Genomic DNA, 24,161 nt, shown 5'->3' on the forward strand with positions numbered 1-24,161 from the left:
GTTGGTTACTGAGCGGCAGCGCGCGGCTGCAGTTTCTCGTCGATCTGGCGCGAAAGTATGGCGGAGAATTCATCCGCGAAACCTTCCATTCGACCCGAGAGCTTGCCGGCATCGGCAGAGAACTTGTTGTAGGCGATAACCGCCGGGATAGCGGCGACGAGGCCGATCGCGGTGGCAAGCAGCGCTTCGGCGATACCGGGCGCGACGACCGCAAGGTTGGTCGACTTCGAACCGGCAATCGCCTGGAACGAGGTCATGATACCGACGACCGTGCCGAAGAGACCGATGAACGGACCGGCTGAGCCGATGGTCGCGAGCGACCCGAGACGGGCGCCGAGAAATTCGGATTCGCGGGCGAGCGTCACGTCCATCGCACGATCGATACGCATCTGCAGGCCGATCGGCGAGCGGGCGCCGCGTTCGAAGGATTTCTTCCATTCGCGCATGGCAGCCACGAAGATTGCCGCGAGCCCCGTATTGTTGCGTTCCGACAGCGAACGGTAGAGTTCTTCGAGCGACTGGCCCGACCAGAACACCTGTTCGAACTTGTCGAACTGGCGCCGCGCGCGGCCATAGGCCAGGTATTTGTCGATGACGATCGCCCACGTCCACACCGAGGCTGCGATAAGCCCGAGCATGACGAGCTTGACGACGATGCCGGCCTGCATGAAAAGCGACCAGAGGCTGACGTCCGTCGCTGCTGCTGCCAATCCTACTTGTTCCATTGGTCCAAAATCCCCGAATCCAAACGCCCGGTGCTGGACCGGGCGGCACAAACTGATCTCGCAAGAAGTGTCCGGCGGCCGCCGCCCAAAGCCCTGGTCAAACTTCCAAGCTCATCTTCCGCCTTCTTGCCGTCAAATTTGGTCAAAGGAAGGCGTGCACCGCACAAACTCCGACTTTCCCAGTAAGACACTATTATGGTTAATAGATCGTTAGTGCCGGACTGTGACAGTAAGCCTGTATTTGGAAGATTTCGTTCCATGGATTACTTGACCGGAGCAAAGTCCGGCTGCCGAAAGAGCGCTCATCCTGCGGCGCGGGAATTCCTTCACATAAAGTTCAAGTTTTGACAAGGTCCGATTTTTCGGCAATTCGGACTATAGCGGCGTGCTGCCTTCCAGGAATTTCGCTGCCAGTGTTTCCGGCAACCGCCTCGGCCGCCCTCGAGCGTTGATGACGGCGATGATCACCCTGGCGGCGATCAGCAGCGTCTCGCCCGAGCGGATCTGCTGATTGAGCACCATCTTGGCGCCGCCGGCTTTTTCCGTATGCGTCAGGATCGTCAGGACATCGTCCATGCGCGCCGGGCTCTTGAAGTCGATCTCCATGCGGTGGACGACGAAGACGAGGCCCTCCTCGTCGGCGGTGACGAGCTCGCGCTGCTCGACGCCGAGGCAGCGCAGATAATCGGTGCGGCCGCGCTCCAGGAAATGCAGGTAGCGGGCGTGATAGACCAGGCCTGAGAAGTCCGTATCTTCATAATAGACCCGCTGGACGAGGCGGTGTCCGGCCTCCGTCAGCTCTCCCGAAATGGAAAAAGGGCGTTCCGTCATAATTTTCTCCAAACTGAGGTGCCCTCTTTGGCGCAACGCTTCCAGACAGGCAAGCATTGAATAACTGTCACAATTCCTAACTATTCCCGACAACGAGCGACCAATCAGGAGACGATGCGATGAAGATTGCGGTTATGGGCGGAGACGGTTTCATCGGTTGGCCAACATCGCTGCATCTCTCCGATGCCGGTCACGACGTCCATATCCTCGACAATCTCTCGCGCCGCTGGATCGACACCGAACTCGGCGTGCAGTCGCTGACGCCGATGGATTCGATCCAGGAGCGAACCCGCATCTGGCATGCCGAAACCGGACGCCGCATCCACTTCAACCTGATCGATCTCGCCAAGGATTACGAACTCCTGAAGAACTGGCTTTCCGAACATCGCCCGGATGCCGTCATCCATTTCGCCGAACAGCGGGCCGCGCCCTATTCGATGAAGAGCGACCGCCACAAAAACTACACGGTCAACAACAATGTCAGCGCCACGCACAACCTGCTGAACGCGTTGACGGAGCTCAATCTCGATACCCATCTCATCCATCTCGGCACTATGGGCGTCTACGGCTATTCGACGGTCGGCGCGGCGATCCCAGAGGGTTACCTGCCGGTCGGCATCGAAACCGCAGGCGGCGAGACGGTCAACCAGGAGATCCTCTACCCCTCCAATCCCGGCTCGATCTACCATATGACCAAATGCCTGGATCAGCTTCTCTTCCAGTTCTACGCGAGGAATGATGGTCTCAGGATCACCGATCTGCACCAGGGCATCGTCTGGGGCACGCATACCGAGCAGACGCGCCGCCACACGCAGCTGATCAACCGTTTCGACTACGACGGCGATTATGGCACGGTGCTGAACCGCTTCCTCATCCAGGCGGCGATCGGCTATCCGCTGACGGTGCACGGCACCGGCGGCCAGACCCGCGCCTTCATCCATATCCAGGATTCGGTGCGCTGCATCGAGCTGGCGCTGAAAAATCCGCCGGCTCGCGGCGCCCGCGTCGAGATCTTCAACCAGATGACGGAAACCCACCGGGTGCGCGACCTTGCCGAGATGATCGCGGGGATAAGCGGCGCCAAAATTGCCTGGCTGCCCAACCCGCGCAAGGAAGCCGCCGAGAACGAGCTGATCGTCCGGAACGAAAAATTCCGCGATCTCGGCCTCGACCCGATCACGCTGGAAGCAGGCCTGCTCGGCGAAATCGTCGACGTCGCCAAGAAATTCGCCTATCGCGTCGACCGCGCACGCGTGCCGGCCGTCTCCGCCTGGACCAAGGACATCGCCGCGACAATCAATCACGATCCGGAAGGCAAGCGGCTGAAGTCGGTTTCATGAGTGCGGCATTATGACGAGCGCCAGGCAGCCTGCGGCCAACCCACAAACTCACCCTCATTACGTCAGCTCAATCACGGGCGGGCACCTCATTCGAGCTCGCCAAAGCGGGAAGGTCGCGGCTTGCTCCCTCTTCTCCCCAGCGGGGGTCCGAAGGACGGGTCGAGACCCGTGGCTCGACCCCGGTCGGTGGCCCGAAGGGTCGGATGAGGGGGCCACACGGCACGCCATTCATTGCCCTTCGCTTACGCTCAGCGCATTCACTCCTAACGTCGCTCACCCCCTCAACCGCCTGCCGGCACCTTCTCCCCGCCGGGGAGAAGAGACGTGTAGCAACGCCTTGCCGTCTCTGCTTCGCCGGAGCAAGATATATCGGGGAAGCGGAACCCGATGAACCGCTCGTCCGCCTTCGCCTACGTCACCCTTGTCACCAATGCCGACTACGCCATGGGCGCGACCGCGCTAGCCCGCTCCCTGTGCCGAACCGGCACTGGGGCCGACATCGTTATTCTCCACACCGGCGGCGTCGATGCACGCGCCCTCGCGCCCCTGAAAGCGCTCGACTGCCGCCTGATCGAGGTCGAGCACCTGCCGCTCTCTGCCGCCTTCAACGAGCGTCACGCCCGCGGTCAGCTCCATTCGACAGCTCCTTTCACCAAGGGCCGCAAGCCGGATTTTCATTCGCCGCTCGACAATTTCTGCAAGCTCAGGCTCTGGCAACTCGTCGAATATCAGCGCTGCGTCTTCATCGACGCCGACGCTCTCGTATTGAAAAACGTCGACAGCCTCTTCCTCTATCCGGAATTTTCCGCCGCCCCCAATGTCTACGAAAGCCTCGCCGACTTCCGCCGCATGAATTCCGGCGTCTTCGTCGCCACGCCCTCGCATGACACATTCCGGCACATGCTCGAAAGGCTTGACAGGCTGGACGCCTTCTGGCGGCGAACCGATCAGACCTTTCTGGAGACGTTCTTCCCGCATTGGCACGGCCTGCCGGTTTATTTCAACATGCTGCAATATGTATGGTTCACCATGCCGGAGCTTTGGGACTGGAAGAGCATTTCGATCCTGCATTACCAGTACGAAAAACCGTGGGAAAAGGATCATCCCAAAGCAGCGCGGCTACAACCCTTGATCGATCTGTGGCATCGTTTCTACAATGGCGGCGATGTGCCTGAGGTGACGGCGCTGGACAATCCGGAAGGGGCAGCATGAAAGTACTGGTATCGGGTGGAACAGGTCTCGTCGGCCAGTATGTGGTCGAGGAACTGCTGGCCGCCGGATATCAGGTGATCGTCGGTGGGCGTCGCGCGCCGCTGCCCCGCCTCTTCTCCCGCCCGGTCGAGTTCGCAGCGCTTTCGCTCGATCCCGACAAAGATCAGATCGACGTCTTCGACGACGCCTATTTCTTCGTCCACGCCGCTTTCAGCCATGTCCCGGGCAAATATCGCGGCGGCGAGGGCAATGATCCGAAGACCTTCCATAGGTTGAACCTCGACGGCACCGTCCGGCTTTTCGAAGCCGCCAAACGCGCCGGCACGCGCCGCTGCGTCTTCCTGTCCAGCCGCGCCGCCTATGGCGAACACCCGCCAGGAACCGAACTGACGGAGACGATGCTGGCCAAGCCCGAAACACTCTACGGCCAGGTCAAGCTCGATGCCGAACGGGCGCTTGCCCATCTCTCGACGCCGGGTTTTGCCGGCGTGAGCCTGAGGCCGACCGGCGTCTATGGCGATCTCTCGCCGAACAAATGGGACGGCCTCATCGCCGACTACCTCGCCGGCCACACGGTTGTTGGCCGCGTGGGAACCGAGGTTCACGGCCGCGATCTCGGGCGGGCGGTACGGCTGATGTTGGAGACGGAAAGCACCCGCATCTCCGGCGAGGTCTTCAACGTCTCGGACATGTCGGTCGACACGCGCGATATCCTTTCACGCATCCGCCGAGAGACGGGCTGTCGGCACGCGCTGCCGGCCGCTGCCGATAGTGCCGCGCTCAACCCCATGAACACTACGAAAATCCGCGCGCTCGGCTGGGCGCCCGGCGGAGTGCCTCTGTTCGAGGAGACGATGCAGCGGCTGGCCGCTGCGCTTCCCGAATCCCCAAGACACAGTTCCACGCAAGTCTGACGTTGCAGAATGCGCCCGAATTGCAATCGGGGGCCCGAATTAAAGATCGGGGAATTGTCCATGCAGATCGCAACCACGTCTGCCTCCATCATCTTGCGCGGCACGTCTTCGGCGGCAGCCATTTCAGCCGCCGGAACCGAGACCGATCAAGGCGTGCTGAAGCTGCAGCGCGCCACCCAGGCGCTGCAGCAGATGCGCCAGACCTTGGCGAACTCGGGAGACGAGGCCAAGACGAAAGCGCAACGCAAGCTCGAAGAGGCAAAGCAGCAATTGGAGATACTGCGCAGCTCCAACATGGCTCCGGAGGTGGTCGCCCGGCTGGCCGCCGAACTGGCACGCAAGGTCGGCACCGCCGCCTCCGAATTCGCATCATCAGTCGCGACCGGCAGCCCGGCAACGGCTGTTCCACTGGATGCAACCACGGATGCGACGGCAATCGCAACCAGCGGGGCCGCCGCTGCGCTGACGGATACTTCCGGAGAAACTGCCGCCGGCGAGACCGGCTCCCAGGAACCGGACGCCGCCACCAACGCCCGTAACGCCTATGCCAGCGTCGCCAAGGATGCCCCGAAATTCTCGGGCATCTCGGCCGATGATCGCGAAACGATGGACGAATTCAAGGCGGTGGTGCGCGAACTCAAGCAAGTGCTCGAAAAGGCGATGCGCGAGTTGCGGCTGCAAGACCGGCAGGCCGGAGCCAATGCCGTTCCTGATATGGCAGGCTTCTCCATCGCCGCGGCGACAATACCGACAAGCATCATCGTCTGACGATCGCTGCCGTCGGCGGCCGAGGCATGAAACGCGCGTGATACCGTCGCATCCGGCATTTGCATCGGACATCCCGCCGTCTATGCTCGGGTAAATCTCTCAGAACCGGCAGATCCAATGACCGCGAAAGAATTGAAAGCGCAGTTGCGCAACGAGCGGCTGTCCGCCCGCGACGCTATCCCCGCCGAGAAACGCGCCTCCAAAAGCCTCGCAATGGCCGAACATGCCGGCGAGGCCGTCGGTTTTGCACTGGGTACGATCATCTCCGGCTTTCTGCCGATCCGTTCGGAGGCCGATCTCAGGCCGCTGATGGCGCGCTTTGCCGTGCGCGGTGCGCGGCTCTGCGTGCCGGCGATCCTCGATCGGCAGACCATCGTCTTTCGCGAGCTGGCCGAAGGTGCACCCCTCATCGATACTGGCTTCGGCACGGTCGGCCCCGGCACAGATGCCGCCATTCTTGATCCCGAGATCATGCTGGTGCCGCTTTCGGCCTTCGATATCAGAGGCCACCGCATTGGCTACGGCGCCGGCCACTACGACCGCGCCATCAGCCGGCTAAGGCAAAAAGGCCTGCATCCGAAGCTGATCGGCATTGCATTCGACTGCCAGGAAGTGGCACATGTGCCCGCTGAGCCGCACGACATAAGCCTGGATGCCATCCTGACAGAAAGCGGCCTTCGCTTTTTTGCCTCTTGGATTGGATAGGGAATGCGGCTGCTTTTTCTGGGTGACATGGTCGGCAAGACGGGACGCACGGCGGTCTGGGACCGTCTTCCCGGCCTGGTTTCCGACCTCAAACTCGATTTCGTCATCGTCAACGGCGAGAACGCCGCTGGCGGCTTCGGTATCACCGAGGACATCTTTCTGGAAACGATCAATGCCGGTGCCGATGTGGTAACGACAGGCAATCACGTCTGGGACCAGAAGGAAGCCGTCGCTTTTGCCGGCCGGCACGATCAGTTCCTGCGTCCTGCCAACTATCCGCAAGGCACGCCTGGCCGCGGCTCCGGCCTTTTCTACGCCAGGAACGGCGCGCGGGTGCTTGTCGCCAACGTCATGGGCCGGGTCTTCATGCATCCGGAACTCGACGACCCTTTCAAATCGGCGGAAGTCATCCTCGACGCCTGCCCGCTGAAGGAACAGGCCGACGCGATCATCTTCGATTTCCATGCCGAGGCGACAAGCGAGAAGCAGTGCTTCGGCCATTTCGTCGACGGCCGCGCCAGTTTCGTCGTCGGCACCCACACACATGTACCGACCGCCGACGCACAGATCCTGAACGGCGGCACCGCCTATATGTCGGATGCCGGCATGTGCGGCGACTACGACTCCTCCCTCGGCATGGACAAGGAGGAGCCGCTCAACCGCTTCATCTCCAAAATGCCGAAGGGCCGCATGGAGGCCGCGAACGGCCCCGCGACGATCTGCGGCGTCGGCGTGGAGATCTCGGATACGACGGGACTTGCCGAAAAGATCGCGCCGCTCCGGCTCGGACCGCGGCTGGCGGAGACGGTGCCTGAGTTCTGGCGGTAGCAGGCTGCGGGCGCCATCCAACACGCAATTGTGAGCACCCTCCGTCTGGACCCCTGCGGCCTCATGCCGCATCCTCCCGCCATTCGCGCATAACCCCGAAAATCGGAATCGATTTTCGGGGTTATGCGCCGATCAAAGGGTGATAGAGCGCCGGAGGTGTGGCATGAAGCCGCGATATCTTGTCCTCGCTATCGCATGCCTTGCGGCCTTCGCCGCGCCGAATCTTGCCGGGGCACAAGAGCAGCGGCCACCGGCCAGCCAGTGCCAGGCGATCGCGCAAACCATCCCCGAGGTGACCTTCGCAAGCTTTTCCGGCGCTCCGCTGCTGATGCCTGCCGTCTCCGAGGGCGAGGACGTCAAACTCACCTTCCTCGGCCACTCCACCTTCGAGATCGAAACGCCCGCAGGCATCGTCATCGCGACAGATTATAATGGCTGGTACAGGCCGCCGACGATGCCCGACGTCGTGACCATGAACAAGGCCCATTCGACCCACTTCACCTTGACGCCCGATCCCGGCATCAAGCATGTGCTGCATGGGTGGAGCGATATTCCGGGCGAAAAGGCGAATATTAATCTCGTCGTCGGCGATGCTTATATCCGCAACGTCACGACGGATATCCGCTTCAGCTATGGCTTCGGCGGTGCGCACGAGAACGGCAACTCCGTCTTCATTTTCGAAATCGCCGGCCTCTGCATCGGTCATCTCGGCCACCTGCACTACGAACTGACGGATGCCCATTATACCGAGATCGGCCGCCTCGACGTCGTCATGGTCCCCGTCGACGGTGGCCTGACCATGGGCGCTGACAGCATGAGCCGCGTCATCAAGCGGCTACGCTCGTCGCTGATCCTGCCGATGCACCGCCGCGGCCCGCCGGTCGAAGCCTTCGTCTCGATGTTCGGCAAGGATTTCGACGTCGTCAATGCGCCCGATGACAGTATCACCGTCTCGATGCGCACGTTGCCGAAAAAACCGCTGATCTATGTGCTGAAGGGTGTGCAGTAAAAGGCCCGGCGGTTTTCCTTCTACAGCGCCGCGCGTCTTTTTAGACGCGCAAAGGACGCTGTAGCACCTTGAATTGCTGCATAATTCTATCCCCAAATCGATTCCGAATTAAGGAATTATCCAGGAGCCTCGCACATCAGGCGAACTGCAGATGGCGCTTGATGCCGACATCCGGCATCTTGTCGTCGTCGAGATTGGCTTTGGCGATCTCCCAGCCGAATTTCAGCGTGTTGCCTGTGGAAACCCAGATCTCGGCATCGTCGACATGGAGGGACAGCATGGTAAGCTTGGGGTCCTTCTTGCCGCCGTCATACCAGGCCGCGACGATCGAACTCCAGTATTCCTCGATCTTGGAAGGGTCAGGGCGCACGTCGATCACGCCGGCAAGGCAGGCGTGATAGTCGTGATCCTTGCCGATGACGCAGAAATGCGCGCGGCTGCCGGGCTTGATGGCGCGTACGATGTCGGCATCGGTCTTGGTGTAGAACCAGATGGTGTTGGTGGTAGGATCGGCATGCGGTGCCATCGGCTGCATGTGCATGTCCAGTCCGGAAATTCCGAGCATGCCGGCATGAACATCGTTGACCTGATCCCAGAGCTGACGTGCTGGATGTTCCTGCGCCTCGCTGAGACTTGCCATGACCGTTCCTTTCCGTTGTATGGAGTTCGGTTTGAAACGTCATCCCATCGCCTTTGTTCCGTTCGGCAGCAGCGGACGGTGCCCTCTTTTCCGCGCAGGGGAATATGCGATAGTGCGCCTGACCGGGAGGCGATCACAATGGGAACAGGACATTCGATTCTGGCTTTGATCTTTTGCGCAGCCTTTGCGCCCACAGGCCTTGCGGCGGAAAGGACGTTCAAGCCCGACGGGAACGGTCAGGTTGTCTTCGTCACGCCCACAAGAAATATCGGCTGTGTCTATACGCCAAACGGCGGCGTCGAAATGTATGTTCCCGAAGACGGCGGTCCGGAGCTTGCCTGCGATCGCATCGAGCCGCTCTACGTCCGCCTCATCCTGCCGGCGAGCGGCAAGGCCTATATCTTCAAGATGGTCGGCGACGCCGCCTGCTGCAGCGAAGAGCATGTGCTCGACTATGGCGAGAGCTGGAGGGGCGGGTCCTATTCCTGCACCTCCAGCACGGAAGGGTTGCGCTGCCGACGCCGGGACGGACATGGTTTCTTCGCTAGCCGCAAGCGGCTGACGGTTGACTGAGACAGGCGACAGACCCGTGCATCATGCGGCAAATCTACCGCTTTTTCCTTGAACGGGTGCCGTTTCGCTCTTATAAGGCGGCCCATTCCGAACAATGAGACGTGAACAGGGGTGCCATGGCTGGCCATTCACAGTTTAAAAACATCATGCACCGCAAAGGCCGTCAGGATGCCGTGCGGTCGAAAATGTTCTCCAAGCTTGCGCGCGAAATCACCGTTGCCGCCAAGGCCGGCCTGCCCGACCCGACGATGAACGCCCGCCTTCGGCTGGCGATCCAGAACGCCAAGGCCCAGTCCATGCCGAAGGACAATATCGACCGCGCCATCAAGAAGGCAGCCGGCGCCGACGGCGAGAATTACGATGAAGTCCGCTATGAGGGCTACGGCCCCGGCGGCACGGCGATCATCGTCGAGGCCCTGACCGACAACCGCAACCGTACCGCCTCCAACGTGCGCTCGAGCTTCACCAAGGCTGGCGGCGCTCTTGGCGAAACCGGCTCGGTTTCCTTCTCCTTCGACCATGTCGGCGAAATCACCTACAAGCTTTCCGTCGGCGATGGCGACAAGGTGATGGAAGCCGCGATCGAAGCCGGCGCCGACGACGTCGAAACCGACGAAGACGGCCACTACATCACCTGCGCCTTCGAAGCCCTCGGCGAAGTGGCGAAAGCGCTGGAATCGAGCCTCGGCGAAGCCGAAACCGTCAAGGCCGTCTGGCGTGCCCAGAACAACGTCCCGGTAGACGAGGAAAAAGCCCAGTCGCTGCTGAAACTCATCGACAGCCTGGAAGACGATGACGACGTGCAGAACGTCTATTCCAACTTCGAAGTCTCGGAGGAAGTCCTGGCGAAGCTCTCGGCCTGATCTCCCCAGGCAGGTGTCAAATAAAACCCGGATGCAACGCCGGGTTTCCTCTTGCCGTAAAGGATTCAGATTTTAGGCCGACCGGCCTAAAATCATCCTGTTCTAAGCGGCGGCTCGCATGAAATTTCCCAGCCCGGCGAATAGTTCCACCGATGTCAGCCGCGCCTCGATGTCGTGGATCGGCATCGAGATGATCACCTCGTCGGCCTGCGTTTCCTGTAGGAACTCCGTCAGTTTCGCCTCCGCCGTCTTCTGCGAGCCGACCACGGCATAACGCAGGGTGTGTTCGACATTCATCTTTTCCATCGGCGACCAGAAGTCCCCCATATCGGCCACCGGACGCGGGAACGGGCCGCGGACGTTGCGGCGCAGATTGACGAATTGCTGCTGGGCGGAGGTGAAATGATAGCGTGCCTCCTCGTCCGTCGCCGCCACCGCACCCATCACGCCGACCATCACATGGGGCTTGTCGAGCGTCGCCGAAGGCTGGAAGCGGTCGCGATAGATCGCAATCGCATCGAGCAGCATGTCGGGCGCGAAATGCGAGGCGAAGGCATAGGGAAGCCCCAGCATGCCGGCGAGCTGGGCGCTGTAGAGACTGGAGCCGAGCAGCCAGATCGGGATATGTGAGCCATTGCCGGGAACTGCGAGGATCGCCTGGTTCTCGACCGGCGTATCGAGGAGTTGCTGCAGCTCCACCACGTCGTTGGGGAAACTGTTTGCACCGGCCTCCAGGTTGCGCCGCAGCGCTTGTGCCGTGCGCATATCCGTTCCCGGTGCACGCCCGAGGCCGAGATCGATGCGGCCGGGGAAGAGCGCCTCCAGCGTGCCGAACTGCTCGGCGATGACGAGCGGCGAATGATTGGGCAGCATGATGCCGCCGGAGCCGATGCGGATGCGCTTTGTCGCAGCCCCGACATGGCCGATGACGACTGATGTGGCAGCGCTGGCGATCCCCGGCATGCCGTGATGTTCGGCGAGCCAGAAGCGCTTGTAACCGAACTCCTCGGCCTTCACAGCCATCCGCGCCGAGCCATCGAGGGACTGGCGCACGGTGCTGCCTTCGGCAACGGGGGAAAGGTCGAGTATGGAGAAGGGAACCATGGGAAACCTGCCGGGCGGTTGGACGATGCCGTCTATGTAGGTTCGCGCCCACACCATTCCAAACCATGCGCGCAACAAAAAAGGCCGCGCGAGCGCGGCCCCTATGCAATATTGAAAGCGCTGAGTCACCGGTGCCGGCGCAGCACGTGCACCTCGGCGCTCGGTTGATGGTGGCCGGGCGGCAGCGTGAAATTGCCGAGCTGGCGGTCCATTTCAAGGGCTTCCGTCGCCAGCCGGTGGATCGCCGCCGTCGTCTCCTCGACCATCGAGGCATTCTGCTGCGTCATCGCGTCGAGTTCGGCGACGGCGCTATTGATCTCGCGCAGCGTATTCGCTTCCTCGCGGGTCGCACCCATGATGTCGTTGATCTGCCCGTTGATCGCCTCGACATGGGCGCCGATGCCCGTCAACGCAACGCCCGCTTTTTCCACAAGCGCAACGCCGCTTTCGACCTCATGCGTCGATTTCTGCAGCAGGCTGGAGATCTCCTTGGCCGCGCTCGACGAGCGCTGGGCGAGTTCGCGCACTTCCATGGCGACGACCGCGAAGCCCTTGCCGGATTCACCGGCGCGCGCTGCCTCGACACCGGCATTGAGCGCCAGGAGGTTGGTCTGGAAGGCAATGTCGTCGATGACGGAGATGATCGTGTTGATCTGGCGCGACGAGGCCTGGATTGCCTCCATCGCCGCGATCGTCTCGCGCATGATCTGGCCTGAGCCGGTCGTCTCCTTCTTGGCGTCGCGGGCGATGCGCTCGGCCTGTTCGGCCCGCTCGATCTGCCGGCGGACCGACTGGGTGATGGCACTGATCGCATTCGCCGTCTCGGTGATCGAGCCGGCCTGGCGCTCGGTGCGCCCGGCAAGTTCGTCGGCGCCGGTGCGCATCTCCTCTGAGCCGGCGCGCACCGCCATCGAATTACCGCCGATTGCCGTCATGGTTTCGCTGAGCGTCGCCAGCGCCTCGTTGAAATTGACGCGTAGGCTTTCGAGCTCGTTCGGGAAGCGGGTATCGATCTGATAGGCGAGATCGCCGTTCGCCAGATGATGCAGGCCCTCGTCAATCGCCTCGACCACCTGCTGCAGCGTCTTCGCCTCGGCGTCGCGCTCGGCCAGATTCTGCTGGCGGTCTTGCTCCGCCTGCAGGCGCGTCTCTTCGCTAGCGGCTTCGAGCTCGCGGCTTTCGATCAGCGAGTGGCGGAAACGGTCGAGCGCGTTGGCCATCGTGCCGATCTCGTCCTTGCGGTTCAGGCTGCCGATCTCGCTGTCGAGCTTGCCGTCGGCGACATCGCGGGTGACGCCGGCAAGCCGCGCAAGCGGCGAAAACAGCAAATTGGTGACGAGCCCGGTCGCAATCGCCATGACGACGAGTACGCCGATGCCGATCATCGTCAGCAGCGTGGCGATCTCGATCGAGCCAGCATTGAGCTCGCTCAAAAGGACGCTTTCGACCACGAGGAAGCGATCGCCGCGATAGTCGATACCGCGGACATAGGCGCGAGCCGCACCATCCGCTCGGCTGAAATCGGCAACGGTCATCGCCGAACTGGCAAGCGCGCTCTTGATGAAGGTGAAGGGCGTCGCTTCAAGCGTCGCAAGCTTGCCGCTTCCGTCGAGCCCAACGGCGGAGCCATCTCCGGAGACGATCGCCGCCCGCGCCGTGCTGCCCTGGACGATGCCCTTAGCGAGGATGCCGGTGACGATCTCATCCCGCACCTTGAAGAGGATGATGCCCTTGGCCGCCCCAAGCTTGACGATCGGCACGGCATAGAAGATCGCCGACTTGCCGCTGCCGGCATCGACGCGAAGACCGGAGAAGCCGGTCGGCGCGGCGTCATCGGTCGCCTTGGCGGTATTCTCGATCGCCTTGGCGAAAGCAATGCCGGCGCCGGTCGCCTTCCAGGCGTCCGACTTCAGATTTTCGGCGAAATCGTCTTGCTTCTTATAGGAATAGAGCACGGTACCCTCGAGGTCGACGATCAGCAGATCGCTGAAGGCGGTATCCTCGAGATCGCGGGCGACTTCGCCCTGCGTCTTCTCGTGGCTCGAATAGTAAAAGCCGCTTGGCCCCTCCGGTTTGATCAGCTTCTCCCGCTGGTCGGCGGGATTGGGGTTGCCTGCTATGAAAACTTTCTTCAGCTCGGCCCGGGCATCGCCCGCGGTCTTCTCGATGGTCTTCCAGCCGCTCTTCAGATTGGTGATCGACATCTGCAGCGCCTCGATGCGCGCGATGGAATTGGCCTGGTTTTCAAGCTGCGTCAGTTGGTCCTGCAGCATGTCGCCGCGAAAGATCAGCACGCTTTCCTTGGCCTTCAGCGCCTGCTCGTCGGAAATGCGGCTGCTGGCGAAATAGGCAAGCACATCGATGACCGCGATCGACAGCACGGTCAGCAGAATGAATGTGACGATGACCTTGAAGGACAGGGATTGAAATCTCCGAGCCATGTACGACGAACCCCTTCTGAACGCACCTGCCAAGCGCGGGCACGCTGCGCATGCCTGATCAACTGACCTATAAACAGAACATCGGGGGCTTAAATCTTCGCGAAGAGAAGCCCCTCTCGTATTCGATGACTAGAATTCAGGCATCTGTTTTAATTCGCGGTAAATGACAGGGCCGAAATCCGGGAATGTTTTTGTTTTGTTCACATATCGATGGCAGTTATTTCGCAATCGCTATAGGTTGAACCATGCAAAACACGATTCGCATCGTCGGCATCGATCCTGGGCTTCGACGCACCGGCTGGGGAATCATCGAGACATCAGGCAATTCCCTGCGGTTTGTGGCGTCCGGAACCGTGACCTCCGATGGCGACATGGACCTTGCCTCCCGCCTTTGCCAATTGCACGACGGCCTGGCGGAGATCGTCCACAGTTACAAGCCGGACGAGGCCGCCGTCGAACAGACCTTCGTCAACAAGGATGCGGTGGCGACCCTGAAGCTTGGTCAGGCCCGCGGCATTGCCATGCTGGTACCGGCGCGCGCCGGGCTGCCGGTCTCCGAATATGCCCCGAACGCCGTGAAGAAGGCCGTCATCGGCGTCGGCCATGGCGAAAAGCAGCAGATCCACATGATGTTGAAGATCCTGATGCCGAAGGTCGAATTCAAGGGCAACGACGCCGCCGACGCCCTGGCGATCGCCATCTGCCACGCGCATAATCGTAGCAGCAACCGAATGCGGCAGGCATTGGCCGGATAGCTTGTTCTTGACTTGTTCCATTGGTAAGGATAATTCTTACTATGAAGGAGCAACAAGATGCGAGTTACGTCCAAAGGGCAGGTCACCATTCCTCGTGATCTCAGGGAACTTGTCGGCATCGAGGCCAATAGCGAGGTCATTTTCTCGATAGAGGGCGGCAAGCTCGTTCTCTCGCCAAAGAACGGCAAGCAGGAGATCGAGGATCGGGGTCGCCTGGATCGTTTCATACAGACGATCCGTCGCCTCGAGGGCACTGGCGATCAGGAGATCGATGCCGAAGACCTTATGTCGATGACCCGTGATCGCTGATGGCCACACTGATCGATACGAATATACTTGTCGATCTGGCCGTGGTCGGTTCGGACTGGCACGGTTGGTCGCGTCGAAGGATGCTTGACGTCTTCAAAGACGGTCCTGTCCTCATAAACCCGATCGTCTATTCCGAATTTTCCGTTCGGTACGACGACGTGGACGAAGTCGATCGACTGCTGCCGCAGGATGAATTCCGCCGCGAGAATCTGCCTTGGCCGGCTGCATTCGCCGCTGCTGCGGCCTTCCGGCTTTACCGTCGCGCCGGCGGTGGGCGCGAACGGATCTTGCCCGATTTCTTCATCGGCGCGCATGCGGCAATAAGGGGCTACAGAATTTTGACCCGCGATCCCAGCGGATACCGCTCCTATTTCCCCTCCGTTGACCTTATAACCCCCGAAACGCATCCTTGAGAGACCGCGACCCATGATCGGCAAGCTGAAAGGCACCATAGACGAGATCGGCGAAGACTATGTGCTCGTCGACGTGCACGGCGTTTGCTACGTCGCCCATTGCTCGGCCCGCACCCTGTCCAAGCTCGGCTCGGCCGGCGAGGCCTGCGTGCTCTTCATCGAGACCTATGTGCGCGAGGACCAGTTGAAGCTCTTCGGTTTCATGACGGCGCTGGAGCGGGAATGGTTCAACCTGCTCCAGAGCGTCCAGGGCGTCGGCGCCAAGGTGGCGCTCGCCGTGCTCTCGACGCTGACGCCAGGCGAACTTGCCAATGCAATCGCCCTGCAGGACCGCGCCGCGGTCTCGCGTGCGCCGGGCGTCGGCCCGAAAGTGGCGATGCGCCTCGTCACCGAGCTCAAGAATCGGGCGCCGGCCTTTGCCGGCGAAGCGATCAATATCGCCCTCAAGCAGGAACTCGGCGAAGGGGTCGCGGCCGCGCCTGTCGCCGACGCGGTTTCCGCGCTGACCAACCTCGGCTACAGCAGAGACCAGGCGGCGAATGCGATTGCCGCAGCAATGAAGACTGCAGGCGACGGCGCCGACAGCGCCAAGCTGATCAGGCTGGGATTGAAGGAGTTGGCGCGTTGATCTCCTTGAATATATCGCAATTCCTTACTAAACTCGAATGGTAAGGAGATGCGCATGAATATCTACTACGGTACGATGACATCGAAGGGCCAGACTACAATTCCGGCTGAAGTTCGTGAATTGCTGAATCTGAAGTCCGGCGACAGGATCCGCTACATCAACCGCGATGGCGAAATCATCATGAAAGCCAAGAACAAACGCGCCATCGACCTGGCAGGCAAGTTTCACGATCCGAACCGACCGACGATTACTTTGACGCAAATGGACGAGGCGGTTGGGGAAGCCATCGCCGATCACGTGACCAGTGCAAGATGATTGGCCTCGACACCAATATTATGCTGCGCTTCCTCCTGAAGGACGATGTCGTCCAGACGGAGAAGGTCACAACCCTCTTCGCGAGCCTGTCCGATACGGCACCCGGCTATATCAGTTGCATCACGCTGATGGAATGCGCGTGGTTCTTGAGACAACGGATCAAGCTGAAGAGAGAACAGATCATGGAGGCGATTTCGGACTTGTTGGACTCGGCCGACCTGATCCTTGAAGATGAAAGAGTAGTCGAGGAGACGCTCGCAATCATGGTGCGGACGAATGCAGAATTCGCAGATGTCTTCATCGCCCTTCGTAATCGTGATGCGGGTTGCGTGACAACCAGGACATTCGATGCCCAAGCCGCAAAAACCATACCTGGAATGGAACTTTTGACATGAGCGAATCCGCCCGCCTGATTTCGCCCGAAAAGCGGGGCGAAGACCTTGATATCACGTTGCGCCCGCAATCGCTGGACGAGTTCACCGGCCAGGCGGAGGCGCGCGCCAATCTCAAGGTCTTCATCGAGGCGGCGAAAAACCGCGGCGAAGCGCTGGACCATGTGCTCTTCGTCGGCCCGCCCGGCCTCGGCAAGACCACGCTGGCGCAGATCATGGCCAAAGAACTCGGCGTCAACTTTCGCTCGACCTCCGGCCCTGTTATCGCCAAGGCCGGCGATCTCGCTGCCCTGCTCACCAATCTCGAGGAGCGTGATGTGCTCTTCATCGACGAGATCCATCGCCTCAACCCCGCCGTCGAGGAAATCCTCTATCCGGCCATGGAAGATTTCCAGCTCGACCTGATCATCGGGGAAGGCCCTGCCGCTCGCTCGGTGAAGATCGACCTGTCGAAATTCACGCTGGTGGCGGCCACCACCCGCCTCGGCCTGTTGACGACGCCGTTGCGCGACCGTTTCGGCATTCCGGTGCGCCTGAGCTTCTACACCGTCGAGGAGCTGGAACTGATCGTGCGCCGTGGCGCGCGGCTGATGAACCTGCCGATCACCGAGGAGGGCGCCCGCGAGATTGCAAGACGCGCCCGCGGCACTCCGCGCATCGCCGGCCGGCTTCTGCGGCGCGTGCGCGACTTTGCCGAGGTGGCAAGGGCAGAAGCCGTCACCCGCGAGATCGCCGACGAAGCGCTGACCCGCCTGCTGGTCGACAATGTCGGCTTCGACCAGCTCGACAAACGTTACCTCAACATGATCGCCGTCAATTTCGGCGGTGGCCCGGTCGGCATCGAAACCATCGCCGCCGGCCTTTCCGAGCCGCGCGACGCGATCGAGGACATCATCGAGCCCTATATGATCCAACAGGGTTTTATTCAGCGCACGCCACGCGGCCGTGTTCTGACCGCAATCGCGTGGAAACATCTGGGAATGCAACCGCCCAAGGATATGGAGGCTGCGCAGTTCCGGCTGTTCCAGGAGGACAACTGAGTGATCACCCGCCGCGGATTTTTCAAGGTTCTGGGCGGCGGTATCGCAGGCGTCATGTCGCTCGGTGGTTATGCCTTCGCCTATGAACCGCTCGCGCGGCTCGCCATCACCCGCTACCGGCTGACGCCGCCCGGATGGACGCCCGGGCTCAAGCTGCGCGTCGTTGCGCTCGCCGATCTCCATGCCTGCGAACCCTGGATGTCGGCAAGCCGCATTGCCGCGATCTGCCACAGGGCGAATGAACTCGAAGGCGACGTCACCGTCCTGCTTGGCGATTACGCCGCCGGCATGAACATGGTGACGCAGTACGTGCATTCGAGCCAATGGTCGAAGGCGCTCGCCACCTTGCAGGCCCCTCTCGGCGTCCACGCGATTATGGGCAACCACGATTGGTGGGAGGACAGGACCGCCCAGAAGAACGGCGGGATGGAAACATTCGGACACCGGGCTCTCGCGGACGTCGGCATCCCGGTCTATGGCAACCGCGCCGTTCGGCTCGAAAAGGATGGCCGCCGCTTTTGGCTCGCAGGCCTCGAAGATCAGCTGGCGCTGCTGCCGGGCCGGAAGTGGGGCCGCACGCAGATGCTCGGCCTCGACGATCTCGAGGGAACGATGGCGCAGATTACGGACGATGCGCCCGTCATCCTGCTCGCTCATGAGCCCGATATCTTTCCGCGCGTGCCCGAGCGCGTCTCGCTGACGCTATCGGGCCACACCCATGGCGGACAGATCCGTTTCCTCGGCCGTTCGCAGATCGTGCCCTCGCGCTACGGCAATCGCTACGCCTATGGCCATATCGTTGAAGAGGAGCGTAATATCATCGTTTCCGGCGGCCTTGGCTGCTCCATTGCACCGGTGCGCTTCGGCGTGCCGCCGGAAATTGTCGTGATCGATTTTGGATAAGAATGGCATGACCAAGCGCATTCACATCCGCCTGAATGCAGGCGGTCGGCGTTTCAACTATCGCATCGCCGGCCTCGGTTTTCGCGATGGCCATGTGCTCGTTCATCGCGCCGTACACGAGCCCTTCTGGACTTTTCCGGGCGGTCGGGTGGAGATCGGCGAAACGTCGGAAGAGACACTGAAGCGCGAGATGGTGGAGGAACTGGGCGTCGAGGTGACCGTCCGTCGCCTGCTGTGGATCGTCGAGAATTTCTTCCGCTACGAACAGCGCGATTGGCACGAACTCGGCTTCTATTATCTGATGGACATCCCGCCGAAATTCCCCTTCCGGCCGGGCGAGATCATCCATCGGGTCGAGGACGACGACAACCATCTCGAATTCAAATGGGTGCCGGCAACGCGCCATGCCCTGATCGCACTCGACATCCCGCCGTATTTCATCGCCGATGAAATCGAAACCCTTCCCGTTTCGCCACGTCATCTCGTCTGGCGGGACGGCGATCTCGACGGCAAAGACTGACGCAAGCAATGCAAGGCGTTACAGCGCCCGTTGCGCGCCTCAAAAGGCGCCCGGAGCTGTAGCCAAAAGCGCTTAAAGAGGAGATGCGCCGATGCCGACCTTCGATCCTGTCAGGCCATTCCGCAAACTTGCCTATAACAACACCCTTGCCAACCGCCGGCTGCTTCGGACCTGCGCGACATTGAAGCTTGGCGAATTCGAAGCGCCACGCACAAGCTTCTTTCCCTCGATCAAGGAAACCTTGAACCATATCATCACGGTCGACTGGTTCTATGTCGACGGCTTGGAAGGCGGCACGCTCGGGCTCAAGGCCTTTGTGATCGACGAACCATTCGATGACGTCTTCCCGCTGGCAGAAGCCCAGGCGAAGGTCGATCAGCGCCTGGTGACACTTTGCGAGGCCCTGACGCCGGAGAGGCTCACCTCGACCATCGGCCTCCATCGCGGCGACCGCATTCAAGAAGAGCGGATGGACGACGTGCTCGGCCACCTCTTCCAGCATCAGACCCATCATCGCGGACAGGTGCATGCGATGCTCTCCGGCACCAGCGTCGCTCCGCCGCAACTCGATGAATTCATCGTTGCCGACGATGCCAGGTTCCGCGGCAGCGAACTCGCAGCGCTCGGCTGGAGCGAAGAAACACTGATGCGTTAGCGCGTCCTGCAGGACGCGTGGCACGCTTTAAGTCTTTATCTGATGCCTGTCGTGGTCCGAAACCGCTGTACGGTGTTCGGATCATGCTCTAATCCTGCAGCCGTCTCTTCAGCCCGTCGATGATCGTCTTGGTGAGAAGGTCGTAATTCTCGTCGAAATGATGGTCGCCGGGCAGCTCGATCACCTCGGCGCCGCTGTCCTTCAGCGCCGGACAGGCGACATCGTCATCGTCGTCCTTGCCGTAGATGCATTGCACGAGCTTCGGATCGATGTTCTTCAGATCGCCGACGGGATCGCCTCCCGCCCCTTCCGTCTTCTGGCCGAGCCAGCCGAGAACAGAGATGACGTAGTCAACTTGGTGCGAAAGCGACAGCAGCGACAATTGCGCCACCGTCGACTTTTCGGCTGGCTTGAGGAGCTGGTAGGTGGCGGGTACGACATCAGCACCGAAGGAATAACCGACGAGCAGCACATGCTTCACCTTCCATTGCTTGCGGTAGAAATCGATGATCTTCGAAAGATCGGCGGCGGTCTCCTCCGGCTTGCGCTCCGACCAGAAATAGTGGAGCGAATCGACGCCGACGACCGGAATGCCTTCCTTCTGCAGCGTGCCACCGACCTCCTTGTCGATGTCGCGCCAGCCGCCGTCGCCGGAATAGATCACAGCCATCGTATCGAAGGCCGGCGTTGCCTCGAGCACCGCCAGCGGCAGGCCGAGCGGGTTGCCGAAGGCGCCGGAGGCGGTGACGAGATCGTCGAGCGTATCGGCAAACGCCGTCTGCGCATCGTCGGCGGAATCGCGGATCTCGATCGCGGCATGGGCCTTCTTCAGCGCCTCGGCGTGCGCCCGGCCATCCTTGTTGGCATCAGGCGTGAAGACAGTAATGATCGGGTCCGGCAAGATCCCGTCGCTGAGGCCATAGACTGTGCGTTCGCCAACGACCTGCTTGGACGCCGGCGTGCAAAGCTCCTTGGCAAGCGGAATGCCGGCGACCGGATTAACGGCAAGTGTCTGGCCGATCGTCGCATCCGGCGTTTGCGCGGCGATCGCCAGCGCTAAGGCCCCGCCCTCGCCGATGCCGGCGACGATCGGCAGGTGATAGGCGTTGTTGCCGGTCGCGCGCTGCACCTGCTGGCTCAGCGATTCGATGTCCGAGACCATGTAGACGCAGCCATCGTTGAGGCTGACGTCGTACCGGCTAAGCGCCTGGATATAGGATGGAAAATCGATGCCGATGACGACGGCGCCTTCGGCGACCAACCTGTCGGCTTCGGCCTTCTCATAGTCGCCCCAGCCGGCGGCATCCGAGATCAGCGTCACCGTGCCCTTCACCTCCCCTTCCGGCAGGAAGATGTGCGGCGACGGGATAAGCCCGGTTTCGAAGGTCTGCGTGGTCTCCTCGGCGGCATCAGCCGGTGCGGCCGCGAGCATGCAGGCGCATGCCGTGGCAAGAAGGATTGTCCTGATCATTTTCTCACTACCCCTTTCAATCCGCCCCCAATCAGCAATGTCGCGTCCATCAACGCGATCATCGGATTGCCCCCTCCGGAGACCGCAAGATAGCGCGGTTGCCAGTGCGGATGAAACTTGGATTTGAATGCCCGAAGGCCTTTGAAGTTATAGAAGCGCTCGCCGTGTTCGAAGACGGTGCTGCCGATGCGGTCCCAGACGGGCGCAGCCTCGCGTTTCGACATGCCGGAAAGAGGCGCCATGCCGAGATTGAAATGGGCAAAACCCTCGCCGCGCAGATATTCCATGATCTGCACGAAAAGAAAATCCATCGATCCCTTCGGCGCGGCCGGCGAGAAGCGCATGAGATCGATCGTGCCCTCCTCTTTGGATTCGGTGATGAGGATGTTGGCGAAGGCGACGATCTTGCCGTCCTTCTTCAGAATGCCGACGGGCTGCGAGGAGACGTAATCGGGATCGAAGGAGCCCAGCGAGAAGCTCTTTTCCTTGGCATTGTGGTCTTCCAGCCAAGCCGTGGAGACGGCGGCGAGATCGTCGATGATATCAGGCACGTCCTCTGGTTGGACCACGGCGAATTCCAGCCCGTCGCGCTGGGCGCGGCTTGCGGTCTGGCGAAGGTTCGCCCATTTGCCGCCCTTCATCTCGAAAGTCCGGAGATCGGCCACCGCTAGTTCGCCGAGCTTGAAGGCGCGAAGGCCGGCATCGGCGCAATGGGATAGCAGCGCCGGCGAGATCTGGTAGAACACGGCACGGCAGCCGGCGGCACGCGCCGCTTCGACGAATCGCCAGACGAGTTCCTGCACGGCGCGATGGTTGCCGACCGGATCGAACAGCGCGATCCAGGAGCGGCCCTGCCGACCATACATGATGAAGGCGTCGCCCTTTTCCGAGAACATGATGCTCTTGTCGCCCATCCGCACCAGATTGGCGTCGGCATTGCCCTGCTTCATGACGATCTCGACGGCGCGCGCCAGCGCCTCGTCCGTCGCCGGTTCCGGCCGGAAGGTCGCCGGTCGGAGCAGGCTGAAGACGGCGATCGCCGACGAGATGATGGTAATGCCGAGCACGGCGCGCAAGCCCCGCGGCGCTTCGGCGGTGAACTCGAACTGCCACCAGAGCTGGTTGCTGTATTCGACGTCGCGATAGACGAAAAGCAGGATGACGACGGCGCCGACGACGATGACGGCGATCGCCATCAGCCAGGACGCCGTCAGCGCTTGGTTGAGCAGCGAGGCCTGTCGGCTAAAGAGCCGGCGGCTGACGAAAAGCCCGAAGATGAGGAAGGCGAGAAAAGCGGCTTCGACCAGCGCGATCGCCTTCAGCAGCGACAAAGTCAACGCGGCAAGCGCCGAGAACACGGCCACCCACCAGGCGCCGTCGAGCCGCTGGCCGAGGCCGCGCGCGGCGACGACGAGTGCCAGCCCCAGCAGGCTGGAGAGGAAATGCGCGCCTTCGACCATCGGCAGCGGCAGATAGTTGGAGAGGAATTCGAGATTTTGGTCAGGCGTCGGCGTGACGCTCGAAAATACCAGCATGACGCCGAGCAGCAGCGCGAGAGCCGACAGCAGCTGCGGCATCAGCCGTCCGCCGATGCGCCGCATGCTGGAGGCGGCCGGATGGTCGACGAAACGACGCAGCTCCGCCGCCGAGACCGCGAGCACCGCGATCAGCAGCGGCAGCACATGATAGATCAGCCGGTAGAGCACCAGCGATCCGAGCACGGCATCGATGTTCACAGCACTGCCGAGCGAGGCGATGATCACGGTCTCGAACACGCCGAGCCCGGCCGGCACATGGCTGAGCACGCCGAGACCAACGGCGATCGCATAGACGGCGAGGAAGACCGGCCAGCCGATCGCCGTCTGCGGCAGCAGCACGTAGAGTACGGACGCCGAGGCGGCGATATCGAAGGCGGTGACGAGGAACTGGCGCGACCAGGTGCGCGAATCCGGCAGGCGGATTGCCACAGGCCCGAGATCGAGCACACGCCCCTCGCGGCCGATGATCATCACCGCGGCCAGAATGGCGACGATCGAACCGGCGATTATCCGCAGAAGGAATGGGCTGACGCTAACGAGCGGGCCGATCTCGTCGGCGATGACGATGAGGGCGATTGCCGCGACGCCCGCAAGCCCCAATCCGAAGGACAGGGTGACGAAGGCGATGATGCGGCCGATATCCTCCGGCGAGAGCCCGAGGCGCGTATAGGCACGGTAGCGGATCGCGCCGCCCGAAAGCGCGCCGAAACCGGCGGTGTTGCCGACGGCATAGGCGCTGAACGCTGTCAGCGCCACATGCGGAAAGGGCAGCTTCTTGCCGATGTACTCGATGGCGTTGAGATCGTAGAAGATCAGCGAGATGAAACTGAGCGCCGTAAAGAACAGAGCAAGCAGGATCGCGCTCGGCCTGGTCGCCGCCAGCGCACCGACGACGTCGTCATAGCGCACCTCGTTGGTGAGCTGCACGATCGCGTAACCGACGAGGCAGAAAGCCACCAGTGACGCGGCTGCCAGCAAAGGCGTTCTGTAACGCCTGAAAAGCCCGCCAAAAGAAAAACCGTCCGCTTCTTCCATCTCTTCCAAATTGCCGTGCCCCGACATTCTCGTACCCTGCTGCAACTGCCAGCTTGGCGGGAATCATTTCAGATGATGTAACATGAGAGGCATATAAGCTCTATGAAGCCATGCCGCCGCTACCCCAGCCCCGCCGCCTGCGCCTCAATCATCCTCAATTGGGGCGAATTTGCGCAGGCGGGGGTCTCCGCACATTGCATTTTCGTAAGCTTCGGCAGAGCCTTGCCCTCGACG

General features: G+C 61.4%; 26 protein-coding genes. 19 read left to right on the top strand and 7 right to left on the bottom strand.

Going from position 1 to position 24,161, the window contains the following annotated elements:
• Window positions 1-5: 5 nt before the first annotated feature.
• Complete coding sequence (gene tolQ / locus N2A41_RS17760; protein ID WP_162118847.1) at window positions 6-725, bottom strand: protein TolQ; 720 nt, start codon at window positions 723-725, stop codon at window positions 6-8.
• A gap of 375 nt (window positions 726-1,100) precedes the next feature.
• Entirely contained in the window at window positions 1,101-1,556 is a 456-nt protein-coding gene (gene ybgC, locus N2A41_RS17765; RefSeq protein WP_017968104.1) for a tol-pal system-associated acyl-CoA thioesterase, read from the bottom strand.
• Window positions 1,557-1,675: 119 nt separating this feature from the next.
• Here ybgC and N2A41_RS17770 point away from each other — a divergent pair, with 119 nt between their 5' ends.
• From N2A41_RS17770 to N2A41_RS17800, 7 genes are all read left to right on the top strand, one after another.
• Window positions 1,676-2,896 (top strand): NAD-dependent epimerase/dehydratase family protein, encoded by a 1,221-nt coding sequence (locus N2A41_RS17770; protein ID WP_260109376.1) that lies wholly within the window; start codon window positions 1,676-1,678, stop codon window positions 2,894-2,896.
• 387 nt (window positions 2,897-3,283) lie between these two features.
• Window positions 3,284-4,108, top strand: coding sequence for a glycosyltransferase (locus N2A41_RS17775; protein ID WP_260109377.1), 825 nt, complete (start codon window positions 3,284-3,286; stop codon window positions 4,106-4,108).
• Window positions 4,105-5,022: an NAD-dependent epimerase/dehydratase family protein gene (locus N2A41_RS17780; protein WP_170277151.1), complete on the top strand. Its 918-nt coding sequence runs from the start codon at window positions 4,105-4,107 to the stop codon at window positions 5,020-5,022. The genes N2A41_RS17775 and N2A41_RS17780 overlap by 4 nt, the downstream gene beginning before the upstream one ends.
• Window positions 5,023-5,082: 60 nt before the next feature.
• Window positions 5,083-5,790: a DUF1552 domain-containing protein gene (locus tag N2A41_RS17785; RefSeq protein WP_260109378.1), complete on the top strand. Its 708-nt coding sequence runs from the start codon at window positions 5,083-5,085 to the stop codon at window positions 5,788-5,790.
• Window positions 5,791-5,907: 117 nt separating this feature from the next.
• Window positions 5,908-6,495: a 5-formyltetrahydrofolate cyclo-ligase gene (locus tag N2A41_RS17790; RefSeq protein ID WP_017968109.1), complete on the top strand. Its 588-nt coding sequence runs from the start codon at window positions 5,908-5,910 to the stop codon at window positions 6,493-6,495.
• A 3-nt stretch (window positions 6,496-6,498) separates the two neighbouring features.
• On the top strand, window positions 6,499-7,323 hold the full coding sequence (locus tag N2A41_RS17795; protein WP_011653409.1) for a TIGR00282 family metallophosphoesterase: 825 nt from the start codon (window positions 6,499-6,501) through the stop codon (window positions 7,321-7,323).
• Between the two features lie 163 nt (window positions 7,324-7,486).
• The gene (locus N2A41_RS17800; protein ID WP_260109379.1) at window positions 7,487-8,332 is read left to right on the top strand and encodes an MBL fold metallo-hydrolase; all 846 of its coding nucleotides are present in this window, start codon (window positions 7,487-7,489) and stop codon (window positions 8,330-8,332) included.
• 136 nt (window positions 8,333-8,468) lie between these two features.
• On the opposite strand, the gene N2A41_RS17805 is transcribed toward N2A41_RS17800, so the two are convergent.
• A complete protein-coding gene (locus N2A41_RS17805; protein WP_017968112.1) occupies window positions 8,469-8,972 on the bottom strand; it encodes a pyridoxamine 5'-phosphate oxidase family protein in 504 nt (167 codons plus the stop codon).
• Window positions 8,973-9,110: 138 nt separating this feature from the next.
• Between N2A41_RS17805 and N2A41_RS17810 the strand changes: the two genes are divergently transcribed.
• Together N2A41_RS17810 and N2A41_RS17815 are read left to right on the top strand one after the other, a co-directional pair.
• Entirely contained in the window at window positions 9,111-9,545 is a 435-nt protein-coding gene (locus tag N2A41_RS17810) for a DUF6636 domain-containing protein (RefSeq protein WP_260109380.1), read from the top strand.
• A gap of 116 nt (window positions 9,546-9,661) precedes the next feature.
• Window positions 9,662-10,408, top strand: coding sequence for a YebC/PmpR family DNA-binding transcriptional regulator (locus N2A41_RS17815; protein WP_017968114.1), 747 nt, complete (start codon window positions 9,662-9,664; stop codon window positions 10,406-10,408).
• A 102-nt stretch (window positions 10,409-10,510) separates the two neighbouring features.
• Here the strand turns inward: N2A41_RS17815 and N2A41_RS17820 are convergent, their stop codons facing one another.
• Together N2A41_RS17820 and N2A41_RS17825 are read right to left on the bottom strand one after the other, a co-directional pair.
• On the bottom strand, window positions 10,511-11,512 hold the full coding sequence (locus tag N2A41_RS17820) for an LLM class flavin-dependent oxidoreductase (RefSeq protein WP_260109381.1): 1,002 nt from the start codon (window positions 11,510-11,512) through the stop codon (window positions 10,511-10,513).
• Between the two features lie 125 nt (window positions 11,513-11,637).
• Complete coding sequence (locus tag N2A41_RS17825; protein WP_260109382.1) at window positions 11,638-13,953, bottom strand: methyl-accepting chemotaxis protein; 2,316 nt, start codon at window positions 13,951-13,953, stop codon at window positions 11,638-11,640.
• A 245-nt stretch (window positions 13,954-14,198) separates the two neighbouring features.
• Here N2A41_RS17825 and ruvC point away from each other — a divergent pair, with 245 nt between their 5' ends.
• From ruvC to N2A41_RS17875, 10 genes are all read left to right on the top strand, one after another.
• The gene (ruvC, locus tag N2A41_RS17830) at window positions 14,199-14,708 is read left to right on the top strand and encodes a crossover junction endodeoxyribonuclease RuvC (protein WP_260109383.1); all 510 of its coding nucleotides are present in this window, start codon (window positions 14,199-14,201) and stop codon (window positions 14,706-14,708) included.
• Window positions 14,709-14,765: 57 nt separating this feature from the next.
• Complete coding sequence (locus N2A41_RS17835; RefSeq protein ID WP_017961997.1) at window positions 14,766-15,017, top strand: AbrB/MazE/SpoVT family DNA-binding domain-containing protein; 252 nt, start codon at window positions 14,766-14,768, stop codon at window positions 15,015-15,017.
• Window positions 15,017-15,430: a type II toxin-antitoxin system VapC family toxin gene (locus N2A41_RS17840; protein WP_260109384.1), complete on the top strand. Its 414-nt coding sequence runs from the start codon at window positions 15,017-15,019 to the stop codon at window positions 15,428-15,430. Before N2A41_RS17835 ends, N2A41_RS17840 begins: the two co-directional genes overlap by 1 nt.
• 13 nt (window positions 15,431-15,443) lie before the next feature.
• A complete protein-coding gene (gene ruvA, locus N2A41_RS17845; protein ID WP_017968118.1) occupies window positions 15,444-16,058 on the top strand; it encodes a Holliday junction branch migration protein RuvA in 615 nt (204 codons plus the stop codon).
• Between the two features lie 54 nt (window positions 16,059-16,112).
• The gene (locus N2A41_RS17850; protein ID WP_222384610.1) at window positions 16,113-16,373 is read left to right on the top strand and encodes an AbrB/MazE/SpoVT family DNA-binding domain-containing protein; all 261 of its coding nucleotides are present in this window, start codon (window positions 16,113-16,115) and stop codon (window positions 16,371-16,373) included.
• Window positions 16,370-16,768 (top strand): PIN domain-containing protein, encoded by a 399-nt coding sequence (locus N2A41_RS17855; RefSeq protein WP_017968120.1) that lies wholly within the window; start codon window positions 16,370-16,372, stop codon window positions 16,766-16,768. The genes N2A41_RS17850 and N2A41_RS17855 overlap by 4 nt, the downstream gene beginning before the upstream one ends.
• Entirely contained in the window at window positions 16,765-17,805 is a 1,041-nt protein-coding gene (gene ruvB / locus N2A41_RS17860) for a Holliday junction branch migration DNA helicase RuvB (protein WP_017968121.1), read from the top strand. Before N2A41_RS17855 ends, ruvB begins: the two co-directional genes overlap by 4 nt.
• Window positions 17,806-18,708 (top strand): metallophosphoesterase, encoded by a 903-nt coding sequence (locus N2A41_RS17865; protein ID WP_260109385.1) that lies wholly within the window; start codon window positions 17,806-17,808, stop codon window positions 18,706-18,708.
• Between the two features lie 7 nt (window positions 18,709-18,715).
• On the top strand, window positions 18,716-19,228 hold the full coding sequence (locus N2A41_RS17870) for an NUDIX hydrolase (RefSeq protein WP_260109386.1): 513 nt from the start codon (window positions 18,716-18,718) through the stop codon (window positions 19,226-19,228).
• A 91-nt stretch (window positions 19,229-19,319) separates the two neighbouring features.
• Complete coding sequence (locus tag N2A41_RS17875) at window positions 19,320-19,883, top strand: DinB family protein (RefSeq protein WP_222384607.1); 564 nt, start codon at window positions 19,320-19,322, stop codon at window positions 19,881-19,883.
• An 88-nt stretch (window positions 19,884-19,971) separates the two neighbouring features.
• On the opposite strand, the gene N2A41_RS17880 is transcribed toward N2A41_RS17875, so the two are convergent.
• Window positions 19,972-21,354 carry a virulence factor family protein gene (locus N2A41_RS17880; RefSeq protein WP_222384606.1) on the bottom strand — a complete coding sequence of 461 codons (1,383 nt, stop codon included), beginning with the start codon at window positions 21,352-21,354 and terminating at the stop codon, window positions 19,972-19,974.
• Window positions 21,351-23,954 (bottom strand): bifunctional lysylphosphatidylglycerol flippase/synthetase MprF, encoded by a 2,604-nt coding sequence (gene mprF, locus N2A41_RS17885; protein ID WP_162119443.1) that lies wholly within the window; start codon window positions 23,952-23,954, stop codon window positions 21,351-21,353. Before mprF ends, N2A41_RS17880 begins: the two co-directional genes overlap by 4 nt.
• Window positions 23,955-24,161 lie beyond the last annotated feature (207 nt).

The organism is Rhizobium sp. SRDI969, assembly GCF_025152725.1.
Classification (GTDB): domain Bacteria; phylum Pseudomonadota; class Alphaproteobacteria; order Rhizobiales; family Rhizobiaceae; genus Rhizobium; species Rhizobium leguminosarum_I.